The 24,701-nt window shown below is 66.4% G+C and carries 21 protein-coding genes and 1 pseudogene; 9 read left to right on the top strand and 13 right to left on the bottom strand.

Annotated features, from left to right (window positions below):
* Positions 1 to 106: 106 nt before the first annotated feature.
* The 3 genes from UCD39_RS11905 (at position 107) to UCD39_RS11895 (ending at position 4,634) form a co-directional block, all read left to right on the top strand.
* The gene (locus UCD39_RS11905; protein WP_330496231.1) at positions 107 to 1,090 is read left to right on the top strand and encodes a hypothetical protein; all 984 of its coding nucleotides are present in this window, start codon (positions 107 to 109) and stop codon (positions 1,088 to 1,090) included.
* Between the two features lie 788 nt (positions 1,091 to 1,878).
* The gene (locus UCD39_RS11900; protein ID WP_330496230.1) at positions 1,879 to 3,825 is read left to right on the top strand and encodes a DUF3857 domain-containing transglutaminase family protein; all 1,947 of its coding nucleotides are present in this window, start codon (positions 1,879 to 1,881) and stop codon (positions 3,823 to 3,825) included.
* 89 nt (positions 3,826 to 3,914) lie between these two features.
* On the top strand, positions 3,915 to 4,634 hold the full coding sequence (locus UCD39_RS11895) for a glutathione binding-like protein (protein WP_145731665.1): 720 nt from the start codon (positions 3,915 to 3,917) through the stop codon (positions 4,632 to 4,634).
* A gap of 4 nt (positions 4,635 to 4,638) precedes the next feature.
* Here UCD39_RS11895 and UCD39_RS11890 read toward each other — a convergent pair whose 3' ends face one another.
* From UCD39_RS11890 to UCD39_RS11875, 4 genes are all read right to left on the bottom strand, one after another.
* Positions 4,639 to 6,237, bottom strand: coding sequence for an ATP-binding protein (locus UCD39_RS11890; RefSeq protein ID WP_330496229.1), 1,599 nt, complete (start codon positions 6,235 to 6,237; stop codon positions 4,639 to 4,641).
* A complete protein-coding gene (locus UCD39_RS11885; protein ID WP_330496228.1) occupies positions 6,234 to 6,956 on the bottom strand; it encodes a response regulator in 723 nt (240 codons plus the stop codon). Before UCD39_RS11885 ends, UCD39_RS11890 begins: the two co-directional genes overlap by 4 nt.
* Positions 6,956 to 8,458, bottom strand: coding sequence for a DUF4153 domain-containing protein (locus UCD39_RS11880; RefSeq protein WP_330496227.1), 1,503 nt, complete (start codon positions 8,456 to 8,458; stop codon positions 6,956 to 6,958). Before UCD39_RS11880 ends, UCD39_RS11885 begins: the two co-directional genes overlap by 1 nt.
* Positions 8,459 to 8,726: 268 nt before the next feature.
* Entirely contained in the window at positions 8,727 to 9,185 is a 459-nt protein-coding gene (locus tag UCD39_RS11875; protein WP_330496226.1) for a spore coat protein U domain-containing protein, read from the bottom strand.
* 246 nt (positions 9,186 to 9,431) lie between these two features.
* Here UCD39_RS11875 and msrQ point away from each other — a divergent pair, with 246 nt between their 5' ends.
* The gene (gene msrQ / locus UCD39_RS11870; RefSeq protein WP_330496225.1) at positions 9,432 to 10,292 is read left to right on the top strand and encodes a protein-methionine-sulfoxide reductase heme-binding subunit MsrQ; all 861 of its coding nucleotides are present in this window, start codon (positions 9,432 to 9,434) and stop codon (positions 10,290 to 10,292) included.
* Positions 10,293 to 10,310: 18 nt separating this feature from the next.
* Here msrQ and UCD39_RS11865 read toward each other — a convergent pair whose 3' ends face one another.
* Positions 10,311 to 11,270 (bottom strand): nucleoside hydrolase, encoded by a 960-nt coding sequence (locus UCD39_RS11865; protein ID WP_330496224.1) that lies wholly within the window; start codon positions 11,268 to 11,270, stop codon positions 10,311 to 10,313.
* A 23-nt stretch (positions 11,271 to 11,293) separates the two neighbouring features.
* Complete coding sequence (locus tag UCD39_RS11860) at positions 11,294 to 12,985, bottom strand: adenosine deaminase family protein (protein WP_330496223.1); 1,692 nt, start codon at positions 12,983 to 12,985, stop codon at positions 11,294 to 11,296.
* Between the two features lie 320 nt (positions 12,986 to 13,305).
* On the opposite strand from UCD39_RS11860, the gene UCD39_RS11855 reads away from it, so the two are divergent.
* Positions 13,306 to 13,593 (top strand): hypothetical protein, encoded by a 288-nt coding sequence (locus UCD39_RS11855; RefSeq protein WP_330496222.1) that lies wholly within the window; start codon positions 13,306 to 13,308, stop codon positions 13,591 to 13,593.
* 62 nt (positions 13,594 to 13,655) lie between these two features.
* On the opposite strand, the gene UCD39_RS11850 is transcribed toward UCD39_RS11855, so the two are convergent.
* Positions 13,656 to 16,160 (bottom strand): TonB-dependent receptor plug domain-containing protein, encoded by a 2,505-nt coding sequence (locus UCD39_RS11850; RefSeq protein WP_330496221.1) that lies wholly within the window; start codon positions 16,158 to 16,160, stop codon positions 13,656 to 13,658.
* A gap of 435 nt (positions 16,161 to 16,595) precedes the next feature.
* On the opposite strand from UCD39_RS11850, the gene UCD39_RS11845 reads away from it, so the two are divergent.
* Together UCD39_RS11845 and UCD39_RS11840 are read left to right on the top strand one after the other, a co-directional pair.
* A complete protein-coding gene (locus UCD39_RS11845; protein ID WP_330496220.1) occupies positions 16,596 to 18,023 on the top strand; it encodes an FAD/NAD(P)-binding protein in 1,428 nt (475 codons plus the stop codon).
* Between the two features lie 162 nt (positions 18,024 to 18,185).
* The gene (locus UCD39_RS11840) at positions 18,186 to 18,875 is read left to right on the top strand and encodes an EAL domain-containing protein (protein ID WP_211101975.1); all 690 of its coding nucleotides are present in this window, start codon (positions 18,186 to 18,188) and stop codon (positions 18,873 to 18,875) included.
* A 4-nt stretch (positions 18,876 to 18,879) separates the two neighbouring features.
* On the opposite strand, the gene UCD39_RS11835 is transcribed toward UCD39_RS11840, so the two are convergent.
* Entirely contained in the window at positions 18,880 to 19,365 is a 486-nt protein-coding gene (locus UCD39_RS11835) for an SRPBCC family protein (protein ID WP_330496219.1), read from the bottom strand.
* An 18-nt stretch (positions 19,366 to 19,383) separates the two neighbouring features.
* On the bottom strand, positions 19,384 to 19,695 hold the full coding sequence (locus UCD39_RS11830; RefSeq protein WP_330496218.1) for an ArsR/SmtB family transcription factor: 312 nt from the start codon (positions 19,693 to 19,695) through the stop codon (positions 19,384 to 19,386).
* Between the two features lie 162 nt (positions 19,696 to 19,857).
* Here UCD39_RS11830 and UCD39_RS11825 point away from each other — a divergent pair, with 162 nt between their 5' ends.
* On the top strand, positions 19,858 to 20,142 hold the full coding sequence (locus UCD39_RS11825; RefSeq protein WP_330496217.1) for a hypothetical protein: 285 nt from the start codon (positions 19,858 to 19,860) through the stop codon (positions 20,140 to 20,142).
* Between the two features lie 16 nt (positions 20,143 to 20,158).
* On the opposite strand, the gene UCD39_RS11820 is transcribed toward UCD39_RS11825, so the two are convergent.
* The 4 genes and pseudogenes from UCD39_RS11820 to puuE all read right to left on the bottom strand — a co-directional run bounded on the left by UCD39_RS11820 (position 20,159) and on the right by puuE (position 24,078).
* Positions 20,159 to 21,415: a M20/M25/M40 family metallo-hydrolase gene (locus UCD39_RS11820; RefSeq protein ID WP_330496216.1), complete on the bottom strand. Its 1,257-nt coding sequence runs from the start codon at positions 21,413 to 21,415 to the stop codon at positions 20,159 to 20,161.
* On the bottom strand, positions 21,412 to 22,659 hold the full coding sequence (locus UCD39_RS11815) for an allantoate amidohydrolase (protein WP_330496215.1): 1,248 nt from the start codon (positions 22,657 to 22,659) through the stop codon (positions 21,412 to 21,414). The genes UCD39_RS11820 and UCD39_RS11815 overlap by 4 nt, the downstream gene beginning before the upstream one ends.
* Positions 22,656 to 23,158, bottom strand: a pseudogene (uraD, locus tag UCD39_RS11810) (2-oxo-4-hydroxy-4-carboxy-5-ureidoimidazoline decarboxylase). The gene UCD39_RS11815 and the pseudogene uraD overlap by 4 nt, the downstream one beginning before the upstream one ends.
* On the bottom strand, positions 23,155 to 24,078 hold the full coding sequence (gene puuE / locus UCD39_RS11805) for an allantoinase PuuE (protein ID WP_442943622.1): 924 nt from the start codon (positions 24,076 to 24,078) through the stop codon (positions 23,155 to 23,157). The pseudogene uraD and the gene puuE overlap by 4 nt, the downstream one beginning before the upstream one ends.
* A 248-nt stretch (positions 24,079 to 24,326) precedes the next feature.
* On the opposite strand from puuE, the gene uraH reads away from it, so the two are divergent.
* Positions 24,327 to 24,701 carry a hydroxyisourate hydrolase gene (gene uraH, locus UCD39_RS11800; RefSeq protein WP_330496214.1) on the top strand — a complete coding sequence of 125 codons (375 nt, stop codon included), beginning with the start codon at positions 24,327 to 24,329 and terminating at the stop codon, positions 24,699 to 24,701.

Here is a 24,701-nt window from a genome sequence, read left to right as displayed (position 1 = left end):
CATCTCAACGTTGTACTGACTGACTCAGGAGCCTGGCCCATATTGCCATTTGACGTCATTCGCGGTATCCCATTTGAAGTGGGGGGTAAGGGCGACTTAAAAATTTATGGTGTCGATCATGATTTATGGGCCAGGCTCAAGAGGAAATGCCGAGTTTTGTATTATAAATCTTGCATTCCATTTAAGATTGGCGATGCCGTGGGTGGTTGAGATGTGTAAAAAGAATCATTATAATATATTAACATTATTAATTTTTGCCATGTTCCTAACTTGTATGCCAAAACCAGCATTCTCATCTAATTCGGATAACGAAAAGTTGTACCAGGGGGTAATAAAAAAATGCGATAATGAGTTATTTAGGAAAAACAATACGATCCCGCCTGGCAAGACATTTGAGGATGTATTTCCGAAAATTTGGGTTTCTGGATCTGTGCTCTGTATATCGACGTCAGATATAGATAGTGTGCTCGCCGATTCGGTGGAGAGCATAATAGACCGTTATGGTGCTCGCTTGAATAAAGTCCGCATAAGCTCTCTTGGTGGTGATGCTGAATCAGCGATGCGCATAGGTTTTAGAATATATCAAAATCATATGGATGTATTCCCATACGGCATGTGCTTATCCGCATGTGCAAACTATATATTTCTCGCTGGTCGACATAAGTATATCGGAACATCACGATTCATGGGCTATCCTGAAAATAAATGGGTGGTGACGAAACCAATTATAGGGTTTCATGGTGCGCCAAAGCCAGCAAGTGAAGCTGAACGTTCAAATATAGATCTTATGCGTGTAAAAGATATGCATGATAAATTCTTCGCAATGATTGGTGTAAGTGACAGTATAACCGATGTGCTTCCTTGTAATCTTCTGAATGACCATTTATTCCAGGAAACGCAAAGCAAAGTCGGCAGCAGTAATATATATTGGGTCCATCCGCCGCAAGAAATGGAAAATGTGTTCCGCGTCAAAGGGCTTCGATATAATAAAAATTTCAAATATAAATTGGTGCCAGGAACATCAAAGCTCGCCGATGAAGATCGCATGCCTGTTGGTGATGGATTTTTGGCGGGACCATGCCGCCTGTGATGAAGCGCTATATCGAGCATGACCATGATCACCATGGCTGTACATAGATAGATGTCCTGATGGGCGCTCTCTTTGAGTGGTGGCCCAACTATGACTCCGGCTCGGTGTGTTGGTCTGAGCGCTTTGGGCGGTGGTATTATTGGGGGCACTTTTGGTGCTTTTGGCGGCCCTGCTGGGGCTTGTGCCGGGGCGTCGGTGGGGTTAATTGCCGGGGGATTCATAGGCGGATTTTTTTTGCCCGTCTAATTCACCGACATCTTAGGTTGTTCGTCCTGAGATTCGAATAAAATAAAGCATTGACGCAAGAAAAAATTTTAGCTTCCATCAAACTAATAATATATGGCTTGGTGGAATCTCTCTCTGAGGTGTGTAAAAATGAAATATTCTTATGCAATATACGTAATATTATTTCCGATGATGGCCGTTTTATCTTTCATATTAAAAACATTAAATGGAAAGTATTATTAGCATTTCTAATATTATCATGTATTATTTATATGTTCTTTATCAATTAATAAAATATGCGCTCAGTTTTAAATAATTCATGAATTTATCGTTCTTGCGCCGTTGGTCTTGGTTTTTCTCTTGTGTCAAGATTTGCGCCTCTTGCGTGGATTCGGAATCAGAAGCCTACTGTGGAGTGCTTTGATACCGCTCGGGAAATTTCCTGGGGTTGTGGATCATATAATTGTATCAACTGAATTTCACGCCATTCCAGGTATTTCATTTAACCCGATCTTGCTGTGGGGGACAGCCTCCGACGAGGCTTAAGAAAGGACACTTGCCCTATGACTTGCAGCCCTCGGCCGCTCGATGGCGGATTATTCTCGACCGCTTTCAAAGCCCGTCGCGCCTTTTCTTTTTCGCGCGCCCTTCTGGCCGCCACGGTCCTCGCGCCCTGCTGGTCGGCTGCCTGGGGCGCCGACCTGCCCATTGAGACGATACTGTCCACCGAGGACATCGTGGTGCAGAAGGATGGCACCTTCGTCGCCACCGATCATTTCGAGATCCTGGCCAAGACGGACGCCGCCGCCCATGCCATCGGCCAGTTCCCGCTGTCCTTCAGCGAGGCGATGGAGGGCCTGGACATTGACGAGGCGTACACTCTGAAGCCGGACGGCCGTAAGCTGCCCATCGACGTGACGGCCATCCAGGCGCAACTGCCCCACGGGTCGCCCAACATCCCCATGTACAACGACCAGCGGCAGAAGGTCCTGATCTTCCCCGACCTGGCGGCTGGCGACACCATCGTCGCCACGGTGCGCCGGCAGTTGAAGAAGCCCTTCTTTCCTGGGGAGGTGCTGCACGGTTCCTTCTTCAGCACCACGGTGACCATCCGGGACGCCCATGGCAGCCTGTCGCTGCCCAAGGGCATGCCCTTGTACATGGATACCGAGGGCATGACTCTCAGCCAGGAGGAGCAGGGCGACCGCGTCCTGTACCGGTGGCGTTATGCCAACCTGACGCCCCTGACCGAGGACATCGCCCTGCTGGCGCCGACGGACCGCAATCCCCGGTACTTCGCCACCACCTTCAAGGATTACGACAGCTTCGCCGCCGCCTACGCCAAACTGTCCGCCCCGGCGGAGCAGGTGACGCCCAAAATCCAGGAACAGGCGGACAGCATCACCGCCGGCGTCACCGACCGGCGCCAGCAGGCGGAACGGATTTATGCCTGGGTGTCCAGCCACATCCGGTATGTCGGCCTGGAGCTGGGCCAGGGCAGCGTCATTCCCCATGCCGCCGACGCCGTGCTGGCCAACGGCTACGGCGATTGCAAGGACCACGCCGTCCTGTTCGGTGCGCTGCTGAAGGCCAAGGGCATCGCCAGCGAGGTGGTGCTGATCAACGGCAGCAACGGCTACACCCTGCCCAAGCATCCGTCGCTGCTGCCGCTCAACCACGCCATCACCTGGCTGCCGGAGTTCAAGCTGTACGCCGACACCACCGCCGGCGTGGCGCCGTTCGGCGTCCTGCCCTTTCCGGAGTATGGCAAGCCGGTGGTGCATGCCACCACCGCCGGCCATGCCCTGCGGCAGGTGCCGGTGCTGGCCGCCGGCAGCGGCACCCAGGTTTCCGCCACCGCGAAACTGGGTGCCGACGGCGCGCTGACCGGGCAAACGGTGACCACGGCCACGGGGCCGTTCGCCGTCATCCTCCGCCAGATGGCCCAGGGTATCCAGGCCCAGGGACCGGAACAGGCGGCATCGGCGCACCTGCAGTCCCTGGGCATACCCGGCACGGGCAAGTTCACGCTGGCCACCGCGCCCACGGACTTCGCCCCCAGCTATAGCATCAGCGGCAACTTCGCTGCCGATCCCATGCCGGAGCGGCTGACCGGCGCCGGCTTCGCCATGCCCGGTGGGCTGCGGCTGTTCAATCCCGTCGGCAATTTCCTGATGGGTATCCTGGCCCTGCCGCGCATGAAGGATACGGAACCCACACCCTGCTACACCGGGCACACGGCGGAGGACCTGTCGCTGGAATTGCCCGCCGGCTATCACCTGACGGCCCTGCCCAAGGACGCGACCATCACCACCGACACCCTGAAATACACCGCCCATTGGGCGCAGGAGGGCCAGGTGGTGCGCCTGCACCGGGATTTCGACGCCCATATCGACCAGGCCCTGTGCACCGGTGACGTCCGCAAGGCGGCGGCCAAGGCCTTGCTGGCCATCGCGGCGGACCATCGCGCCACGCTGACCCTGGCGGCCGACGCGGCATCGACGCATTAAGGGGCGCGCACATTAGGGGCGGGCGGCGGGCGGGGCCGCTGGTAGGATCGGCCCCCATCCCGTGTGACGTTCCCGATGCGAGGCTGCCCATGATCGAGCTGTACTATTGGCCCACCCCCAATGGCCACAAGATCACCCTGTTCCTGGAAGAGGCGGGGCTGGACTACACCCTCCACCCGGTGGACATCAGCGCCGGCGACCAGTTCAAGCCGGAGTTCCTGGCCTTCTCCCCCAACAACCGCATGCCGGCCATCATCGATACCGCGCCGTCTGATGGGGGCGAAGCCATCACCGTGTTCGAAAGCGGCGCCATCCTGCTGTACCTGGCGGAAAAGACCGGGCGCTTCATTCCGGCCGACGTGCGGGGTCGCAAGACGGTGACGGAATGGCTGTTCTGGCAGATGGGCGGCCTGGGTCCCATGGCCGGGCAGAACCATCACTTCGTTCAGTACGCGCCGGAGCGCATCCCCTATGCCATGACCCGCTACGTCAATGAGACCAACCGCCTGTACGGCGTGCTGAACCGCCGCCTGGCCGGCCGGGCCTTCGTGGCCGGTGATGACTATTCCATCGCCGACATGGCGATCTATCCCTGGATCGTGCCCTGGCAGCGCCAGCAGCAGACCCTGGACGACTTCCCCGACCTCAAGCGCTGGTTCGAGGCGGTGGCCGCCCGGCCCGCCACCATCCGCGCCTACGCCAAGGGGGAACCGCTGCGCACCCGCCCCACGGTGACGGAGGCGGGCAAGAAGATCCTGTTCGGCCAGACCGCCGCCAGCCTGGACGCCGCGGCCAAGCCGGCGTCCTGACCGTTCAGGCGCGGGGCAGCGTCACCTCGAACACCGCGCCGCCCTCTGGTGACTTTTCCGCCAGACGGATGTCGCCACCGTGGGCGCGCAGCAGGGACTGCACGATGTGCAGTCCCATGCCGGTGCCGCCGCTGTCCCGCCGGGTGGTGAAAAAGGCGTCGAACACCCGGTCGCGGTTGGCGGGGGAGATGCCGTGGCCATTGTCGGCCACGGTCACGACCACGGCCCAATCCCGCACCGCCACATCCACGGTCAGCGCGGTGGCGCCGTGATGGCCGGCGTTGTCCGCCAGGTGGCTGAACAGGATCAGGGCGTTCTCCGCCGACATGGCGACGGCGGCGTTGTCGCCGTGCGCGCTCAGGGTCAGGTCGGGGAATTGCGCCGCCAGATCCGGCCACAGGGCGGCCAGGTCCGCCCGCCCGCCCCGCACCGGGTTGTCGGCCTGGGCCAGGTCGCGCAGCCGCTGCACCAGGGCGGTCAGGCGGCGGGTGTCGGCCAGGATGTTGCCCAGGAAGCGGCGGCGCTGTTCGGGGGCCATGGCCTGGTCGCCCTCCAGGTCGTCGTGCAGCAGCTCCGCCGCGCCCTGGATACCGGTCAGGGGGGATTTCAGCTCGTGGCTGACATGGGCGGCGAAGGTGGTGATGTAGCGCGACCGGTCGGACAGGCGCTGCGCCATGTCGTGGAAGCTTTGCGACAACAGGGCGATTTCCCGGGTGCCGTAGTGGGGGGCGTCGGCCGGCCCTTGGTCCAGCGTCCGGGTGCCCAGTTCCCGCGTCTGGCGCACCAGCTGGTGGATGGGGCGGGTGATGGTGCGGGAAAAGACGAAGGCGATGACCAGGATGACGGCCAGGATGCAGGCGCCGGCCAGGGCCACCTTGCGCCGCTCGCCATACAGGTGGCGGAAGATGTTGTTGGGTGTGCGCGAGGCGTAGATGACGCCGGCCACCCGGTCCCCGTCCTGGGTGTGGGCGATGATGGGCAGGGCCACGAATACTCGCACACCCGTCCCCCGGCTTATGGAATACAGCGGCGGCGGTTCATGCTGGGATCGGCGGATGCGCAGGCTGGCATGGTAATGACCGGCCAGCGCGTCCGCCACCTCCGGCACGCCCGCCAGCGATTGGCCGACCTCCTCGGCGCCGGCCAGGATGACGCCGTTGAAGTCCAGCACCCGTACGCCCGCCAGCATCTGGTCCTGGGCCCGTCGGGCGATGGCGTAGACCTGCGTGCCGATGGCCTGAAGGGCGGGGTCCACCGCCGTGGTCGCGGGCTGGGCCGGCGGGCGCGGCCCCAGCACATCGTCGCCCGTGAGATCCAGGGCCGGCTCGATGGGGTGGAAGCGATCGTCCGCCGGCTGCGACGTCATTACCGCCGGCGACAAGGCCGGCGGTGGTTCCAGCCGTTCCACCGCGTCGGCGTAGGTGGCGGCCAGCACGCTGGCCTGGGCGATCAGTTCCGCCTCCGTCTGGCGCACCAGCTGGTTCTCATAAAGGCGGAAGAAGAACAGGCCGGCTAGGGGCAGGGCCGCGACCGCCAGCAGCACCGCGACCACGATCATGCCCAGCGACGGCCGCCATTTGGCGTGGACGCGCAGAGGCGTCACGACGCGGTTCCCACCGTGCACCCGCCCAGCCGGAAGCCGACGCCATGCACCGTCTCCACCGCGTCCTCGCAGCCTGCTGCCTGGAATTTGGCGCGGATGTTGCGCACATGGCTGTCGATGGTGCGGTCGGACACATGGATGTTGTCGGGATACGCGGCGTCCATCAACTGGTTGCGGGTGAACACCACGGCCGGCCGCGTGGCCAGGGTCTTCACCATCCTGAATTCCCGCGCCGTCAGGCCCAGTTCCCGCCCGGCCACCGTGGCGCGATGGCCGGCGCTGTCCAGCACCAGGGCGCCCCGGGTCACCGGCGGCTCCCCCTCCGGCGCGGCCGGTGACGGGGCGGGGCCCCGGGCGCGGCGCAGGATGACGTTGACGCGTGCCACCAGCTCCCGCGGGCTGAACGGTTTGGTGACGTAATCGTCGCCGCCCATCTCCAGCCCCAGCACCCGGTCGATCTCCTCATCCCGGGCGGACAGGAACAGGATGGGCACGTCGGAGGCACGGCGCAGCCGGCGGCAGACTTCCAGCCCGTCCATCTCCGGCATGCCCACGTCCAGCACCACCAGGCTGGGCGGGTTGCGGGTGGCCAGGTCCAGGGCGTCCACGCCGTTGCCGGCCCACTCCGCCACCATGCCCGCCTTTTCCAAGGCGAAGCACAGGACGTCGCGGATATGAGGGTCGTCATCGACGACAAGGATGCGGTGCATGATGCTCATCAGGGGTGGCCTCTCTGATCGATACCATTCGGATGGGCCGCCAGATAGTCCTTCAGGCGCTGGTCGCGCAGGGTCCAGCTGCGCCAGTCGGTGCGGTGGGACAGGAAACGCTGGGCCAGCTCGGTGCGGGCGGTTTGGATTTCCTTATCCGGTCCTTGAATCGTGAGGTATTCGTCCAGCGTCGGGATGGCCTGAGGACCCAGCCGGACCAGATAGCTCCAGTCCAGCTCTGGGCCACCCGATACCCGCGCGGAATGCGTCAGGTTGAATTGGGCGATCAGCGCTGGCCCGTTCACCCAGGCGGTGGCGTACAGCAGGATCACCGCCGCCGCCAGGTTGGCGCCCACCAGCCAGCGGTTGCTGCGGCCCAGCGCCATGCGCACCAGGATCAGCGCCAGGCCCACCGCCACCAGCACCATCCAGAGGAATGCCGCCAGGCGCAGTACGGTCAGGGAATAGGCCTGCACGTATCCGGCCAGGCGCAGCATGGCCGACAGCACCAGCAGGATGTTTTGCGCCACCCAGGCGATGATCAGGCGCCGCGCGGTGGGGGAGACCATCGGCCGGTCCAGCGCCGCCAGGACGAACAAGGCGGCCAGCAGCGCGGTTAGGACCAGGGGATAGGCGCCTTGGTGGGCGTAGGCGGCATGGGTGAGGCCGGCGGGCAGGGGATGGCCGGTCCAGAGATAATAGGCGTCCAAGGCTGATTGCACGGCGAACAGGGCGTTGAACAGCACCAGTGCCCGGACCAGCGCCGCCGGCGACAACAGCAGGGCCGCCACCGGGTGGTCGCGCCACCGTTTCCCCGCGGATGCGCCGACGCTGACACCGTCAACGCCAGGCCCGGTCACTCGGACGAAGGGCCACAGCAGGGCCAGGGCAACCATCCAGAAGACGATACGGCCGGCGTCGATGCCGCTGAGGAAATCCAGCGGCAGCCGGGTCGCCCATGCGTTCAGGATCGGGTTGGCCATCGTCAGCAGCAGGCAGAAGATCAGGCCCAGGCCTAAGGGCAGGACCCAACGGGCGGCCAGGGTGACGAATACCGGACGCCGGACGCCATCCACGCTCCATTCCAGGGCGGCCAGGCAGTCGCGTCCCAGGCGCCGGGGGCCCTGGACCAGCATGGCGCCGACCGACCGCGCCCGACCGCCCACGCTGGCGGGCCAGCGCCCCGTCAGGTGCAACAGGCAGGCGGCCACGGCGGGCGGGAACAGGAGCAGCGATAGAGGGGTGACCGCGTCGGTCAACAGCGCCAGCACCGCCGCCAGCGCCGCCGCCGCCGGTATCCATCGTCCAGAACCGCTGGCCAGCCAATTCAGCGACAACGACCCAACGCACAGCAGCGCCAGGAAGGCGGGCAGATCCAACCCCAGCGGCGCGTCGTAGAACAGCGAAGTCGCCAGTGTGGCCAAACCGGCGACGGTAATGCCGGCAGGCAAGGCGGGGGCGTCGCCGCCCGGCGTCCGGCCGGCGGTCGTGACGGGGATGGTGTCGGTCATGGGGCCGGGGTCTTCCTGGGCTTGAAGGGCAGGATGACAGCCGTCGGGCCTTTGCCAGGCGGGCGCGTCACCAGCCACCAGCCGTCGCGCAGGACGCAGGGCGGCACAGTGGTGGCGGATGGGCTTAGGGGTGGGGTTCCGGCGGGTGTCATGCCGCCGTTATGCGATGCGACCGTGCAGCCCTGGGGGCGCGGGTCAGCAGATATCGCGGGGAATTTGTGCAGATTTTGTGCAGACGGGGATAGTCCCGGACATCAGGGGACCGATTTCACTTCGCCTTGATGGTGATGGTCAGGGTGTCGCTGTAGCTGCCGGCGATGGTCTTGGCGTTGGCGGGGATGGTAACGGCCAGGCTGGCGGTTTTGGCGAAGGTGGCCTTGGACCGGGTGACGGAGACACTGCCGCTGCCATTGCCGGTGGTGCCGTCGTAGAAGGGGGTGAAGGAGACGGTGTTGGTGCCCGATTTCAGTTTGCCGTTGTTGGCCGAGTTGACGCTGATGGTGTAGCCCTTGCCGTCGTTGCAGTTCTCAACCACGCTGCCCACCTGGCGTTTGGTTTCGCCGGTCACCACATCCAGGGCCACGCCCAGGTCGGTGACGTCCACGGTGCAGGCGGTCGCCACGGTCGCCTTCAGGGCGATGGTGCGGTTGGCGGTGGCGGCGCGGGCTGGCGCTGCGGCGGTCAGCGCCAGGCAGCCCAGGATCAGGGCCGTCAACAGGCGGGTCATGGTCAGGCGTCCTTCGGTTCAGGGGGCTTAAAGCCCTTTTGCCGAAGGGTTAAGCAAAGGCTGGGCCAGGTGCGGCGGATGGTCACGTTCGGTAAGGTAAATAAGGAATTAATTAAAAATGGCGTTCCGCTCCCCCTCCCGTGGAAAGGCATCAAGAATGCGTTGTGCAATGGCTGTGGGGCGACCCCTTGCCCACAGATTTGCAAACAGTATTGCATATCGCCACATTGTCGCCGGGGGTGAGGTATGAACTGGCGTCTTTGGCAGGACCGTGCGGGGCGCTTTTCCTGGTTGCTGACCACGGTGCTGGTGGGCTTGTGCCTGCCCTTGGCACTCACTGCCGCAGATGCCGCCCTAGGCCAGTTGGGGCCGCGGCCCTACAGCGCCTTCATCCACCAGGTGGGCCTGTGGGCGTTCCGTTTCCTGCTGCTGTCGCTGTTGGTGACGCCGTTGGCGCGCATCGCCCGGTGGCCGGCGCTGATGACGGTGCGCCGCCGCATCGGTGTCGCCGCCTGCCTCTATGCCGTGGTGCATCTCGGTGGCTACGCGGCGGACCAGTCGCTGGACCTGGTGCACATCGCGTCCGAGATCGCGCGCCGCATCTATCTCACCATCGGTTTCGTGGCGCTGCTGGGCCTGGTGGCGCTGGGCGTCACCTCCACCGACGGCATGATCAAGCGGCTGGGCGGCCTGCGCTGGCGCCGCCTGCACGCCCTGGCCTACCCCATCGCCATCCTGGCGGTGGTCCATTACTTCATGCAGGAAAAGGCCGACGTGACCGAGCCGACGCTGATGGCCGGCTGGCTCACGTGGCTGTTGGGCTACCGCCTGTTGAACCGCGTGCTGCCCGACGGGCAGGCGCGCGCCCTGCCGGTGTTGCTGGGCTTCAGCCTGCTGGTGGCGCTGGCCACGGCGGGGGCGGAGGCGCTGGGCTTCTGGGCCGTCCGCCATGTGCCGCCCGACCTGATCCTGGAGGCGAACCTCAGCTTCGACCTCGACGTCGGCATTCGCCCCGCCTGGTATGTGCTGGCGGCGGGCCTAATCCTGACCGTGGCATCGGTGGCCGGCGACGCCCGGCAGCGGGCCCGCCGCCTGGCGCGGGCCTGACTGCCCGGCGGGAATGGATCAGCGCACGGCGTCCGTCATCATGCGGACGAAGCCCTCGCGGTCGGCGCGTTTGATGACGCGCATGTTGGGCGCCTGCGGCACCAAGTCGGGATCGGCGTCCGCCGCATCCGGCAGGATGGCGGAGGAGACGCTGGAATAGCCGCGCGTGAGCGTGCCCGCCGTCTCCACGTCCACCACACAGTCCTCCGCTTCCAGCACCAGGGCCTCATTCAGCGCGCAGGCGCAGGTCAGGGCGTCGGGGTGGATGCTGCCGTCGATGCGCTGCCGCTCACGCGAGAAGGCCAGGCTGTCGCGGTTCACGCGGGTGAAGAAGCGCGAGACCGGCGTGTCCAGCGCCGCGATAGCGTCCAACTCGGCGCTGGTGATGACACCCTCCACCATGGAGCGGGTCCAGGTCAGCAGGCTGGCCTTGAAGCCGGCGTTGACCACGATCTTGGCGGCCTCGGGATCGACGTAGAAGTTGAACTCGGCCGCACTGGTGACGTTGCCCACGGCGTTGTCGGTGCCGCCCATGATCCACAAATGCTTGGTGGCCTGCACGATGGCCGGTTCCTTCATCACCGCCAGCGCCAGATTGGTCAGGGGCGCCTGGGCGATGATGGTGACCTCGCCCGGATGAGCCAGGACGGTGTCGATGATGGCGTCGACGGCGTGCTTGGCCTCGGGCCGCTGCTTGGCCGGCGGGAAGTTGGCGTCGCTCATGCCGTCCTTGCCGAAGACATAGGCCGCGTCCAGCGGCTTGCGCATCATGGGCAGGCGGGCACCCGGATAGACCGGCACCTCACCGCCGCGGCCGGCGGCCTCGACGGTGTACAGCGCGTTCTCCACGCACTGGTCGAAGGTCACGTTGCCGTGGCAGATGGTGATGGCGTCCAGCGTGACCTTGGGATTGCGCAGGGCCAGCAGCAGGGAAAAGGCGTCATCGCCGGCGGTGTCGGTGTCGATCAGAAGGCGCATGGGGCGCGGTCTCGCTTCGCTGCTCAGGTGGGGGACAGGCCAAGGGATGCGGCGGTGGTTTTAGGGCCCTGGCCCTGACCCCACAAGCCGCTTTCGGCCTCGGCGGCCACGGCCGCCTCGAAATCATGGAAGTTCGCCTCCAGCCGCCATTGCAGGGCGGCCTTGGGGCTCTGGTCCAGGAAGGCTTGGCAGGCGGCGGACGGGGTCGTGCCCGGATGGTCGGCGGCGCAGCGGGCCGCCACCCGGCCCGGCGCCGCCCACAAGCTGGCGCCCGGCAGGAAGGCATGCTCCAGCCCATTGCGGGAGAAAGTCTTCAGCGTGGCGTAATCCAGGCCATAGGTTTCCGCCGCCCGCACATATTCATGCGTCAGGTCGATGCGCGACACGCCCTCGTCATCGGTGGACAGGGCCAGCGGCACGCCGAAGGCGCGATAGGTGGTGATGGGATGGTCGCGGCCGGTCACGCCCAGGATGACGTCGTTGCTGGTCAGGTTGATCTCCACCAGCACGTCCCGGTCGGCCATGGTCTTCAGCACCTGCTGGGCGTCCGTCTCCTGCCCGATGTCCACACCGTGGCCGATGCGCTTGGCGCCCGCCACCTCCACCGCTAGGCGGATGTGGTCGCGCAGATCCTCCGGCGGCACCAGGCCCAGGGCCAGTTCGCCGGCGTGCAGCGACAGGTTGGCCGCCGGCATGCGGTGGCCCAGATAGCCCAGCAACCGCATCTGCAGGCCATAGTCCTTCAGCGTCACCGGGTTGTCCTCCGGCGCCACCAGGTTGACGCCGACGAAGCGCGGGTCGGCGGCGGTCAGGGCATAGCCATAGAGGCTCTGCGAGAACACCTGCGGGCCGGGCAGCACGCGGATGACCTGGGCCAGGTAGCGAACCTGGACGCCGCAGCCCGGCTGCGCCTCCGCCGTGCCACAGCGCAGGATCTGGCGCATGCGGGCCTCCGCCGCGTCGGTGTCGGCCTTGGCGGCGGCGATGACGGCCGGCAGGCCCGGCTCGATGGCGGTGCGCCAGGCGTCGAACGTGGCTGTGTCGCCGGGGATGCTGCCGGGCGGGGGATTGCCCAGCGGCTTGGCGAGGGCCGCGGCCTTCGACATGCCGTTGGACCACATCAGTTCCAGGTACAGGACGTGGCTGGCGGCGGCGCGGTTCGCCGCCTCCGCCAGCATTTCCGGCACCTGGGCGTTCACCGCCGGCTCGAACTTGGCGAAGCTGTCGAAGAAGTGGTCGTGCCCGGTTTCCGGCCCGGCCACGAAGCCGCGCATGGACAGCGCGTTGATCAGGCGGTTGTACAGGCCGACATCGCGCCGCGCGTCCGTCGCCGGGATCAGATCCTTGGCGCAGGGCGCGGGTTTCAGCACCAGGGCCTTGGGATCGACGCAGGCGCCCTTGGCGGCCGCCCAGTCCACCATGTTCTCAGCATAGATGCCACCGGTCAGGTGGTTGTGCAGGTCCGCGCCCTTGGGCATGCGGCGCAGGAACATGGCCAGGCGGACCGGGTCGGCGCGCAGATGCCGGAAAAGGTCGGCGGTCTTGGCCTCGGAGGTGGCCTCGGGGGTGGCGGGGGTGGTTACGGCCGGGATTGTCGCCGGCGCCGATGCCGGATGGTTGCCGGTCGTGGCGCAGGCGGCCAACAGCGACAGGCCGCCCGCCGCCAGCATCGTGCGGGTATTCCTCACCCGGGTGCGCAGTGCCCCCATGCTCATTCCCCTTGCCCCTCGTCATTCCCGGGCTTTCGGCACAGGGCACCTGTCCGCCGGATGGGTCAGGGTCAGGCCGTCGACACATAATCCAGGGGCAGGGGCCACGGGTTGGGTATGCCGTTGCCAGTCCAGGGCATTATGGCGGGGGACGGCCAGCGGTGCCACAGCCCAAATCCGGGAAGACTTTCAAGCGGGGCATGGGTGTCCCGCCATAGCCGCCGGCTATGGAAACGCCATATTGAACCGTCACCATTGGTCGCTAAACTTCTGGCTGTCCCGGATACCCTATCCGGTCCGCCCTTCAGCCGTCAGGAGACTTTCCGGTGCGCGCCCTCTCCCCTCTCGCCCTCGTTCTTCCCGTGGCCTTCGCCGCGCTGCTGCCCTTGCCGGCGGCGGCCCAGAGTGCACCCCAATCCGGCGCGCCGCCCTCCGATACCGATAAGAAGGCGGTGATCCAGCAGCAGAAGGAGAATGAGGATGCGGAGAGCCTCTGCCGCGTCATCAAGGACAAGGCCGACTATGAAAAGTGCCTGGAACTGTACTTCCTGGACCAGGAGCAGTTCCGCGCCTTCCTGGACGCGCACAAGCCCAAGCCGGCGCCCAAGGGCTGATCATGATGAGACGGCCGCCCCCCGGGGACTGGCCAGGGGCGGCCGCGATCATCACGTCCGCATCAGAACTTGTAGCTGACGCGGCCGTAGTAGAACGCCCCGTTGAAACCGAAGGGCGAGTAGTTGCTGTAGGGATAGATGCCGCTGGTGCTGTTGGCGGCGATGACCTTGTCGGGATAGACGTCGAACACGTTGTCCGCCCCGACGGTGACGCCGATGGCATCGGTCACCTGATAGCTGATGGCGATATCGGTGATCCACTTGGCGCCATAGGTCTGGTCCAGCGCCGGGTTGCTGCTGTCCAGCGACGTGGTGCTGCCGTACCGGGTGGTGCGCACCGTGGTCGACAGCTTGTCCCAGTCGTAGGTGGCCGCCAGGTTCAGCTTGTTCTTGGGTTGGCCCTTCTCGATGCGGCCCTTTTCCGACCGGCCGAAGCGGAAGACGGTGCTTCCCAGGCTGGCCAGCTGCGACGGATTGCCCTCAACCCGCGTCACTTCCGTGTCGTTCAGGTTCAGGCCGGCGGTCAGTGACAGGCTGCCCACCGCGCCCAGGTCGATGGCGTAGCGGCCGACGATATCCACACCGCGGGTGCGGGTATCGACGGCGTTGGTGAAGAAACGGCCGCCGCCGACGCCGGTCACGCCATTGGCCGCCAGCAGCCGCACCACCGCCGCCCCAGTCAGGTTCTCCGACAGAACGATGCGGTCGTTGATATCAATTTGGTAGAAATCCACAGTGGCGTAGAAGTTGTCCGCCGGACGGAACACCAGGCCGGCGCTGTAATTGGTGGACTTTTCCGGCTTCAGCGGCTCCGCCCCCAGCGCCTTGGCCGCCGGGTCCGTCACCGGGAAGGTGCGGACGTCATAGGGCACGCTGTTGATGAACACCGTGCTCGTGGCGGAATAGTGCGACTGAGCCAAAGACGGCGCGCGGAAACCGGTGCTGATCGCCCCGCGCACGGACAGGGCGGAGATCAGGTCGTACTTGGCCGACAGCTCCCCGTTCGTGGTGTCGCCGAAGTCGCTGTAGTGTTCATAGCGGCCGGCCAGGTTCACCAGGAAATCAGGTGTCAGTTTGGTTTCCAGCTCGGCATAGGTCCCGACGCTGCCCCGGCTGTTGGTGCCGGCGTCCGCCGGTTGGAATCCCGGGAAGACCTGGGCGCCGGGGGCGGCCGCCGTGCCCTTGGACGGGCCGTCCAGCACCGGCACGCCGCCGTTGATGTAGCTGGCGGGCTCACCCGCCTTGATGGTGTAGTCCTCACGCCGCACCTCGGTGCCCACGGCGATGGACAGCGTGTCGGGCAGGACGCCGACATGGGCCAGCTTGCGGACGTCCAAATTACCCACCAGCTCGTCCGAAACCAGTTCGCCGGCGTAGAAATTGCGCGGGCTGGCCGTGCCCAGCGACACGTTGACGGAGTTTTCCACGCCATAGTCGAAGCGGTTGCGGCCGTAATCGACGCTCAGGTCATAGCTCCAGTCATCGGGCAGGTCGCCGCGCGCGCCCACGGTGGTGGACAGGTCCAGCTGCTTGGACGTGATATAGGGCAGGTAGCCGTCGGGCGTCAGGGCGCGCACCGTGCGCGCGTCCAGCGGGCGGCGGAAGAAACCGGCGCTCTGGCCGTCGCGCTGGCCCAGGCTGGCGAAGGCGTAGATTTCCGCCTTGTCGTTCACCGGCAGGCTGGCGTTCAGGAACAGGTTGTATTCCTTGTCCAGCGGGTCGCCGAAGCGGCTGTCGTGGCGGTTGAAGGTGGCCTCGCGCGGGTCGCCGGCCGTCAGGTATTGCTGGCGCGGGTCGTCGCCCGACCGGTCGGTGGGGCGAGAGCGGTGCGCCTCCGCCGACAGGGTGACATAGCCGTTGCGCGGCAGGGGCAGGCCGACATTGGCCTCCACCCGGCCGGTCTGGCCGTCGCCGGCGCCGTACTCGCCATATTCCACGGCCGCGCTGCCGCCGCTGTCCTGGCCCTTCAGGCGGATGTTGATGACGCCGGCGATGGCGTCGGAGCCATACTGGGCGGCGGCGCCGTCGCGCAGCACCTCGATCTTCTCGATGGCGATGGACGGGATGGTGTTCAGGTCCACGGCGTCGGACCCGCGGCCCACGCTGCCGTTCAGGTTCAGCACCGCGCTGACGTGCCGGCGCTTGCCGTTGACCAGCACTAGGGTTTGGTCGGGGCTCAGGCCGCGCAGGGTGGCGGGACGGACATGGTCGGTGCCGTCGGTGTTGGCCGGCTGCGGGAAGTTGAAGCTGGGCACCAGGGCCCGCAGCATCTGCGTCGTCTGCACCAGACCTGTCTTTTCCAACTCCTCCACCGGCAGCACGTCGATGGGCACGGGGGAGGAGGCGACGGTGCGGTCACTGCGCCGCGTGCCGGTCACCACCACCTCGTCCAGGTCGGTCAAGGTGCCGTTGGCGCTGGTGGCATTTGCTCCCTGCGGGGCCGGGTCGGCGGCACGGGCGACCGCGAGGGGGAAGGACGCGCCCAGGATCAGCGCCAGGGCGGTGGCCGCCTGGCGGCGGCTCGGGAAGTCGCCTGCCGGGAAGAGGGACGTCAGGGTAATGGACATGGATGAAGGCTCCCACGGGTTATCGCCGTCCGGTGTCCCTGGTGGGTGGTCCGGGCGGGGTGTCGTCGCCGTCCGGCAATTCCGTGAGGAATGCCTGAGACAACAACACTTTTTTTATGTGCATAATTTGATTCAACACGCGGCATGAGCATGGACCAGGCCGCCGCAGTCCTGCAAGCATCCGCTACGGGAGGTGGTGGGCGGGGGTGCCATGCCAGGAACGTATGGATCGTGGACAGTTCCCCGAATGCACATGCGGCGTCATTTCACGGAGCGACTAATGTGGTATGTAAGCCAAACGTCGCTTGACAGCGGGGGTGGCCGCATTTGAGCATGGGGATCAACGTGCGGGCCCAAGCGGGCGGACACCATTGGGCAGACACCATTGGGCGGAACCCATTGAGCGTAGCCAGCGGGCGCTGGGCAGGAACATTCATGACGATACGGCCGACCATCGCCATCATCGGCGCGGGCTTCAGCGGTTCTTTGCTGGCCTTGCACCTTCTTTCCCGCGGGGCCGATTGTCCCCGCATCCTGCTGATCGAACGCGCTTCGGACTTCGGCCGGGGCTTGGCGTACGCCACCGGCAACCCGGCGCACCTGCTGAATGTCCGTGCCGGGAACATGAGCGCCTTTCCCGACCAGCCGGAACACTTCCTGGCGTGGCTGCGCGCCCAGGGCGACACGGTCCCAGGGGCCGACGGGGCGGGCCCCGCCAGTTTCGTGGCGCGCCAGACCTACGGCCATTATTTGCAGAAACTGGTGTCGGACGCGGCCAAGCAGTCGCGGTCCGCCGGCCGGCTCATCCTGGTGCCGGACACGGCCGTCGCCCTGCGGCATGAGGGCGATAAGATGGTGGTGCGCCTGGATGTGGGCCGGGAGTACAAGCTGGATGCCGCCGTGCTGGCCATCGGCAACTTCCCGCCGCAGCCGCCGCATCTGTTCGACACCACCTTCTTCCGCTCCCCCCGTTTCCATCCCGACCCCTGGGCGCCCAGCGTGGCGCGGGACATTGGCGTGCGCGACAGCGTGCTGGTGGTGGGCACGGGCCTCACCATGGTCGACACGGTGCTGTCGCTGCGGGCGCGGGGGCACCAGGGCCAGATCGTGGCGCTGTCGCGGCGCGGCCTGCTGCCCCGGCGGCATACCGATGCCGTGCCCCACGTCATGCCTCCGCCGCCCGACCTGCCGACCTCGCTATCCCGTGCCCTGGCGCATGTGCGCCGCCAAGTGCGGCAGGAACAGGCGGCCGGCCGCGCCTGGCAGCCGGTGATCGACAGCCTGCGGCCCCGCACCGTGGCCTATTGGCAGGCCCTGCCGCTGGCGGAGCGGAAGCGCTTCCTGCGCCACCTGCGGCCCTGGTGGGATGTGCACCGCCACCGCCTGGCGCCCGCCGTGGCGACGCAGCTGACCGCGCTGCAGGCCACGGGCGCGCTGATCGTCACCGCCGGCCGCCTCCAAACCATAGAGGAGGTGCCGGAGGCGGTGCAGGGCCGGGTACGGGTGACCTATCGGCCGCGCAACGAGAATGACGACATCACCTTCCCGGTGGATCAGGTCATCAACTGCTCCGGCCCGGCCTGCGACATCCTGCGGGTGACCGATCCGCTGGTGCGCGACCTGCTGGCCCAGGGCACCATCCGCCCCGATCCCCTGCATCTGGGCCTGGATGTGGATGGTGAGGCGCGGGTGCTGGATGCCGGCGGCCGTCCGGTGGCCGGCCTCTACGCCATCGGTCCCGTGACGCGGGGCACCTTCTGGGAAATGACGGCCGTGCCCGATATCCGCATGCAGGCCGCCACCCTGGCCCAGCACATCGGCGCCTACATCGGTCGCGGCGCCCGGGTTGTCGTGGAGGCGTGACGGAGATTGCGGCGGGCCCTTGTCGAACGCGGAAAAGATATAATTATATGATGCAATGGTTGGGAGTTCTGACGGACCCCGCCCGCCCTTCCGTCATGAAAGAGTCCATCCATGGCTTGCCAGGCCTGCCGCGAGGGTGCGGAGCTTCCCTTTGATTTCACGATGGCCTTTCAGCCCATCGTCGATATCGCCGCCCGCACCGTCTTCGCCTATGAGGCCCTGGTGCGCGGCGTGAATGGCGAGGGGGCCGGCACGGTGCTGGCCGCGGTGGACGCGGACAACCGCTATGCGTTCGACCAGGCCTGCCGGGTCAAGGCCATAGAGCTGGCGGCCGCGCTGGGCTTGCCGGCCACAGGCGCCCGCCTGTCCATCAACTTCATGCCGGCGGCGGTCTACCGCCCGGAAAATTGCCTGCGCACCACTGTGCAGACCAGCAACGCCGTGGGCATGCCTTTGGATCGCCTGATGTTCGAGGTGACGGAGAACGAACCCGTCAACGACCCGGCCCACCTGTTGGGTATATTCCACGAATACCGCCGCCGGGGCTTCCTCGCCGCCATCGACGATTTCGGCGCCGGCTATGCCGGCCTCACCTTGTTGGCCAAGTTCCAGCCGGACATCTTGAAGATCGACATGGAACTGACCCGCGACGTGGCCAACCGTCCCGTCAGCCGCACCATCGTCGCCGCCATCGTCCAGGTCTGTCAGACCCTGGGCGTCACCGTCGTGGCAGAAGGGGTGGAGACGGAGGACGAGTTGGCCACCCTGCGGGCCATGGGCATCACCCTGTTCCAGGGCTATCTCTTCGGCCGTCCGGCCTTCCAGGCGCTGGACAAGCCCGTGGGGCTGTAACCCTTCAGTCGCTGGCGGCGCTGGCGTACAGGTCCAGGATGCCGCCCCAGCCGCCGTCGCTGCCCACCTTGCCGCGCAGGCGTTCGCCATTCTCGGCACCGAAGCGCTCCAGGCCCCGATGTTCCAGCGTTACCCGGGTCAGTCGGTCGTCCAGGGCGGTGAAGGTCACCTCCACCTCGGAATAGGTATCGGTGCGGACCTGGAAATCGCCGTCCAGGTGCCAGCTCAACACCAGCCGGGCCGGCGGCTCCCATGCCAGCACGCGGCCCCAATCGCACTCCGATCCATCATCGCCCACCTCGTACCAGCGGCCATCCACCTTGGGTTCGATGATGGCGTTGGCCAGGGGCGCCTTGCCGATGTGGTGGGTGGCGGGCCACCAGGTGGCGAAGCGGCTGGTGAAGACTTGGAAGGCGTGCGCCTGGCTGGCCTTCACCGTCACGGTCTTCACCACGGGGGCGATGGCGATGGTACGTTCGGCAAGCGTCATGGCGGTGCTTCCCTTGCTTTATGGTTTGTCGGCGGTCCGCTCCGCCTCGACAACAAAGGCGTCGAGCGCGGTTTCCCAGAACTGGTCCAGCCATTGCCGCAGGGCGCCCAGGCCGTGCGGATCGATGTGATAGATGCGGCGCGTCCCCTCCGCCCGGTCGATCACCAGCCCGGCGTCCTTCAGCACCTTCAGGTGTTGCGAGACCGCCGGCCGGCTGATGGGCAGATGCCGCGCCAACTCCCCCACCGGCTGCGGCCCCGCCCGCAACCGCTCGAACACCGCCCGCCGGGTGGGATCGGCCAGGGCGGTCAGCGCTTGTTCGTAAGGCATGACTTACGGTAAGCTATGGCGAACGGATGAGTCAAGAAACCATCGCACCGGGCATACAGATGCTCCCAGCAAGGTGATTACGCCGCTGCTAAAACCCATAGCCAAGCAGGTCGGCCATCCCGTAAGACAGCCGCAGTCCTGTTTTGAGCGTGATCCGCCGTCATGATCCTCGACATCATCGCCGCCCTGGGCCTGCTGGCTATCCTTGCCATCTGCGTCCACGGCATGCGCACGCCCCAGAAGCGCATGGGCTTCCTGCTCATGGCCGCCGTGACCCTGGTGGCGATCGCCGTACTGGTGGCGGACAACGTCGTGGCCATCGGCTTGGTACACGGCGCGCGCTTCGGCGCCGTGATCCTGGGCGTGATGGGCCTGATCAACGGCGCCCTGGTCCTGGCGCAGATCGTCAGCGGCAGGCCGTGGAACCCCCGCCGGCCGGGTCGGTGAGGCAGGGGCTGGCGCGTCAGGCGGTCAGGAAATCCAGCAGCGTCAGGGCCATGACCTCGGTCGCCTTGTAAAGGTCGCTCAGCGGCAGGCGCTCATCCGCGCGGTGGGCGTTGGCTTCCTCGATGGTGTGGGGGCCGGCGCCGTAGAGCACGGTGGGGATGCCGGCGGCGGCGTAGTGGCGGGCATCGGTATAGATGGGCACGCCCTTGGCGGCGACCGGCTCCCCCAGGATGCGGGTGGCGTGGCGGCTGATCGCGTCGGTCAGGCGGTCGGTGCCGGTGATGGGCTTCAGCGGCTCCGCCAGCAGGATGCGGCGCACCGTCACGGTCGCCTCCGGCCGTTCGGCCGCCGCCGCGGCGATGACCTGGCGCAGGGTGGCCTCCACCACCGCACCCTGTTCCTCCGGGATCATGCGGCGGTCCAGGCGGAAGGTGATGCGGTCGGGCACGACGTTGGTGTTGATGCCGCCGGAAATCAGGCCGACGGTCAACTGCGGGCTGCCGATGCCGGGCACGGCGGAAACGGTGGCGGCATAGCCGGCGCGGTGCTGGTACAGCCAGCTGAGGATGACGGTCGCGGCCTCCAGCGCGTCAATGCCGGTGGCGGGCAAGGCGGCGTGCGCGGACTTGCCCCGCACCTCCACCTCCAGATGCAGGCAGCCGTTGTGGGCGGTGACGATGCCGTAGCTGAAGCCGGCGGACACGGCATAGTCGGGCTTGGTCAACCCCTGCTCCAACAGCCAGCGCGGGCCGATCTCTCCACCCGCCTCTTCATCATAGGTCAGGTGCAGTTCCACCGTGCCGTTGAGCGCCATGCCCTGGTGCGCCAACTCATCCAGCGCCATCAGGGCGTAAGTGTAGGAGGCGAAGTCGGATTTGGAGACGGCGACGCCGCGCCCGTACATCCAGCCGCACTTGACGGTGGCGGCATAGGGATCGACGGTCCAGCCCTCGCCCGGCGCCACCACGTCGCCATGGGCGTTCAGGGCGATGGTGGGGCCGCCAGTGCCGAAGCTGCGACGCACGATCAGGTTGGTGGCGCTGATCATGCCGTTGGCCGTGACCAGCTCATCCGGGACCACATGCCGTTCGACGGTGTAACCCAGGCCCTCCAGCAGCTCGGCGGCGCGGGCGGCATGGGGGGCGCAGTCGCCCGGCGGGTTGTCGGACGGCACCTTGATCAGCTCCGCCAGGAAGCGCACCTGCTCCTCCCGCTTGGCCGCCAGGAAGGTGTGGACGGCCCCCTGGATGGCAGTGGCGGCGTCGGTGGTCATGGGCGGGGTCCTTCGGCAAGGGAGACGGGTTCGAAGTGGCGCAGGAAGTCCAGCAGCACGGTGACGGTCAGGTCGGCATCCTCCACCGTGATGCTTTCGGCCGGGTTGTGGCTGACGCCGCCGGCGCAGCGCACGAACAGCATGGCCATGGGGCAGAGCGCTTCCATGGCCATGGCGTCATGGCCGGCGCCACTGGGCAGATGGTGAGGGGTGATACCGGCCCGCGCCACCGCTTGGCCCAACTGGCGCATCAGGCCGGGGTGGCAATGGGCGGCGGGCGCGTCGTGCGTGGGTTGGACATCCAGCGCCACGCCCCGGCGCGCCGCGATGGCGGCCAGGGTGTCCAGCAGGCCGGCGGCGGCCGCTTTGCGGCTGCCGTCACGCGGGCTGCGCAGGTCGATGGTGAAGGTGGCCTGGCCGGGGATGACGTTGACGGCGCCCGGCTTGGCCTCGATGCGGCCCACGGTGGCGACCAGGTCGGGTTCCGCCCCGCCGGCCGTCTCCACCGCCAGCACCATTTCCGCCGCCGCCGCCAGGGGGTCATGGCGCAGGGCCATGGGTACGGTGCCGGCGTGGCCCGCCTGGCCGGTCACGGTGATGGCGTAGCGGTTGGCGCCGTTGATGGCGGTGACGATGCCCAGAGGCAGGCCCCGGGATTCCAGCACCGGGCCCTGTTCGATATGCACCTCGACGAAGCCCAGCACCGTCGCCGGATCGCGGGCCACGGCGCCCAGGCCGGCGGGGTCGCCGCCGAACTCCGCCAGCGCCTCGCCCAGGGTGGTGCCATCGCGGTCGCGCGCGGCCATGGCATCGGGGGCGGGGGTGCCGGCCACGGCGCGGCTGCCCGTCAGGGTGACGGGGAAGCGCACCCCCTCCTCATCACCGAAGCCCAGCACCTCAATGGCGTAGGGCAGGCGCTCCCCCCGGCGGTTCAACTCGGCGACGGCGGCGACGGCGGCCAGCACACCCAGGTTGCCGTCGTATTTGCCGGCGTTGCGCACCGTGTCGATGTGCGATCCTAGCAGCAGGGCGGGCAGGCCCGGCGTCGATCCCTCATACCGGCCGACGACGGTGCCGGCGGCGTCCAGGTGCGCCACCATGCCGGCCTCGCGCATCCAGGCCAGCAACTGGTCGGCGGCGGCGCGATGCTCCCGCGTCAGGTAGAGGCGGGTCAGGCCGGTCGGCTCGGCGCTGTGCCGGGCGAAGTCGTCCAGGCGCGCCATCAGGGCGGGGCCGAAAATCACGGCAGCATTTCCTTCAGGCGCAGCAAAGCGATCCGCTCCACCTGCGCCGTCGCGGTGGCGAACTCCGTCTCCGTGTCATTGCCCACCCGGGCCTCGAAATTCTCCAGGATGGCGGCGCGGGTCAGGCCGCGTACCGCCAGGATGAAAGGGAAGCCGAAACGCGCCTTGTAGGTGTCGTTCAGTTCCTGGAAGCGCGCGTATTCCTCCGGCGTGCACTTGTCCAGGCCGGCGGACGCCTGCTCGGCGGTGGATTCCGCCGTCAGTTCCCCCGCACGGCCAGGCGGCCGGCCAGGTCGGGGTGGGCCAGCAGCACGCCCAGGCGCTTCTCCCGGCTGGCCGCCCGGAACTGCGTCACCAAGGTCGCGTGCAGGCCCTCGGCCGTGCCCGCGTCGGCGGGCAGGCCGGCGTCCCATGCGGCCTCCGCGATCCAGGGCGAATGCTCGAACACCCCGCCGAAGCGGGCGACGAAGGCGTCGCGCGTCTCAAAGAAGCCGCTCATGCGCCGGCCCCCTTGTAGGGATGGCGGGCGTGCCAGTGGCGGGCGATGTCGGCTCGGCGGGCGAACCACACGCCCTCGTGGGCCGCGGCATAATCCAGGAAGCGTTCCAGCGCCTGGATGCGGCCGGGCTTGCCCACCAGGCGGCAGTGCAGGCCGACCGACATCATGCGCGGCGTCTCCGCCCCCTCGGCATAGAGGGCGTCGAAGCTGTCCTTGAGATAGGTGAAGAACTGGTCGCCGGAATGGAAGCCCTGGACCTGGACGAAGCGCATGTCGTTGCAGTCCAGGGTATAGGGCACGATCAGCTGCGGCGTGCCCCCTACCAGCTGCCAGTAAGGCAGGTCGTCGTCATAGGCGTCGGCGTCGTAGAGGAATCCGCCATGCTCGGCCACCAGGCGGCGGGTGTTGGGGCTGGTGCGGCCGGTGTACCACCCCACGGGCCGCGTGCCGCTGACCTGTTCCAGGATGGTCATGGCCTTGGCCATGTGCGCGGCTTCCTCCGCCGGGTCCATGTACTGGTAGTTGATCCAGCGATAGCCGTGGCTGGCGATCTCATGACCCTGGTCCACCATGGCGCGGATGACGTCCGGATGACGCTCGGCGGCCATGGCCACGGCAAAGATGGTAAGGGGGATCTTCTTCTTCTCGAACAGCTTCAGCAGGCGCCAGACGCCGACGCGCGATCCGTATTCGTACAGCGATTCCATGGACATGTGGCGCACGCCGGGCAGGGCCTGGGCCGCCACCATCTCCGACAGGAAGGCCTCCGACGCGGCGTCGCCGTGCAGCACGCAGTTCTCCCCGCCCTCTTCATAGTTCAGCACCAGCTGAACCGCGACGCGGGCGGCGTTCGGCCAGTCCGCCTGGGGCGGATTGGCGCCATAGCCGATCAGGTCGCGCGGGTAATCCACCGTCATCATGCCGCTGCTCGCCCCCTGTTTTCCCAGCCCTTAAGGCGCATTATCGCCCGATAGGGTTGCCGCCGCGACCCCGAAAGGTCCAGCATGGCGACGCCAGCATATCGCGCGCCCGGGCACGGGCGCCTTCCTGATTGTTTTGAAAGACTTTCCTGGGGTGGCTGGCTGACGGGGCGATGCCACCCCATGTACCTTTTGTGCACAAGCGAGAACAGGGCGACAGACGGGCGGCGAAGATGAGTGCAGGCCATATGAGTGCGGGCCGGGGCGAGGGACGCCTGACAACCCACGTTCTGGACACCATGGCGGGCAAGCCCGGGGCGGGCATATCCCTGGCGCTGGACCGTCTGGACGATGACGGTGGCCGCACCCGCGTGGCACAGGCCCGCACCAACGCCGATGGCCGCTGCGACGCGCCCCTGCTGGCGGGGCCGAACCTGGTGGCGGGCCGCTATGAGCTGACCTTCGCCGTTGGCGCCTATTTCAAGGCGTGTGGCGTTGCCCTGACCGATCCACCCTTCCTGGATGAGGTGCCCATCCGCTTCGCCATCGCGGATGCCGGCCAGCACTACCATGTGCCGCTGCTGATCTCCCCCTACGCCTATTCCACGTATCGGGGCAGTTGA

The sequence above is a fragment of the Nitrospirillum karajorum genome (assembly GCF_036348415.1).
In the GTDB taxonomy this organism is placed as follows: Bacteria; Pseudomonadota; Alphaproteobacteria; order Azospirillales; family Azospirillaceae; genus Nitrospirillum; species Nitrospirillum amazonense_B.
Note: the sequence above shows the minus strand (reverse complement) of the source record. Positions and strands in the feature narration are given on the sequence as shown.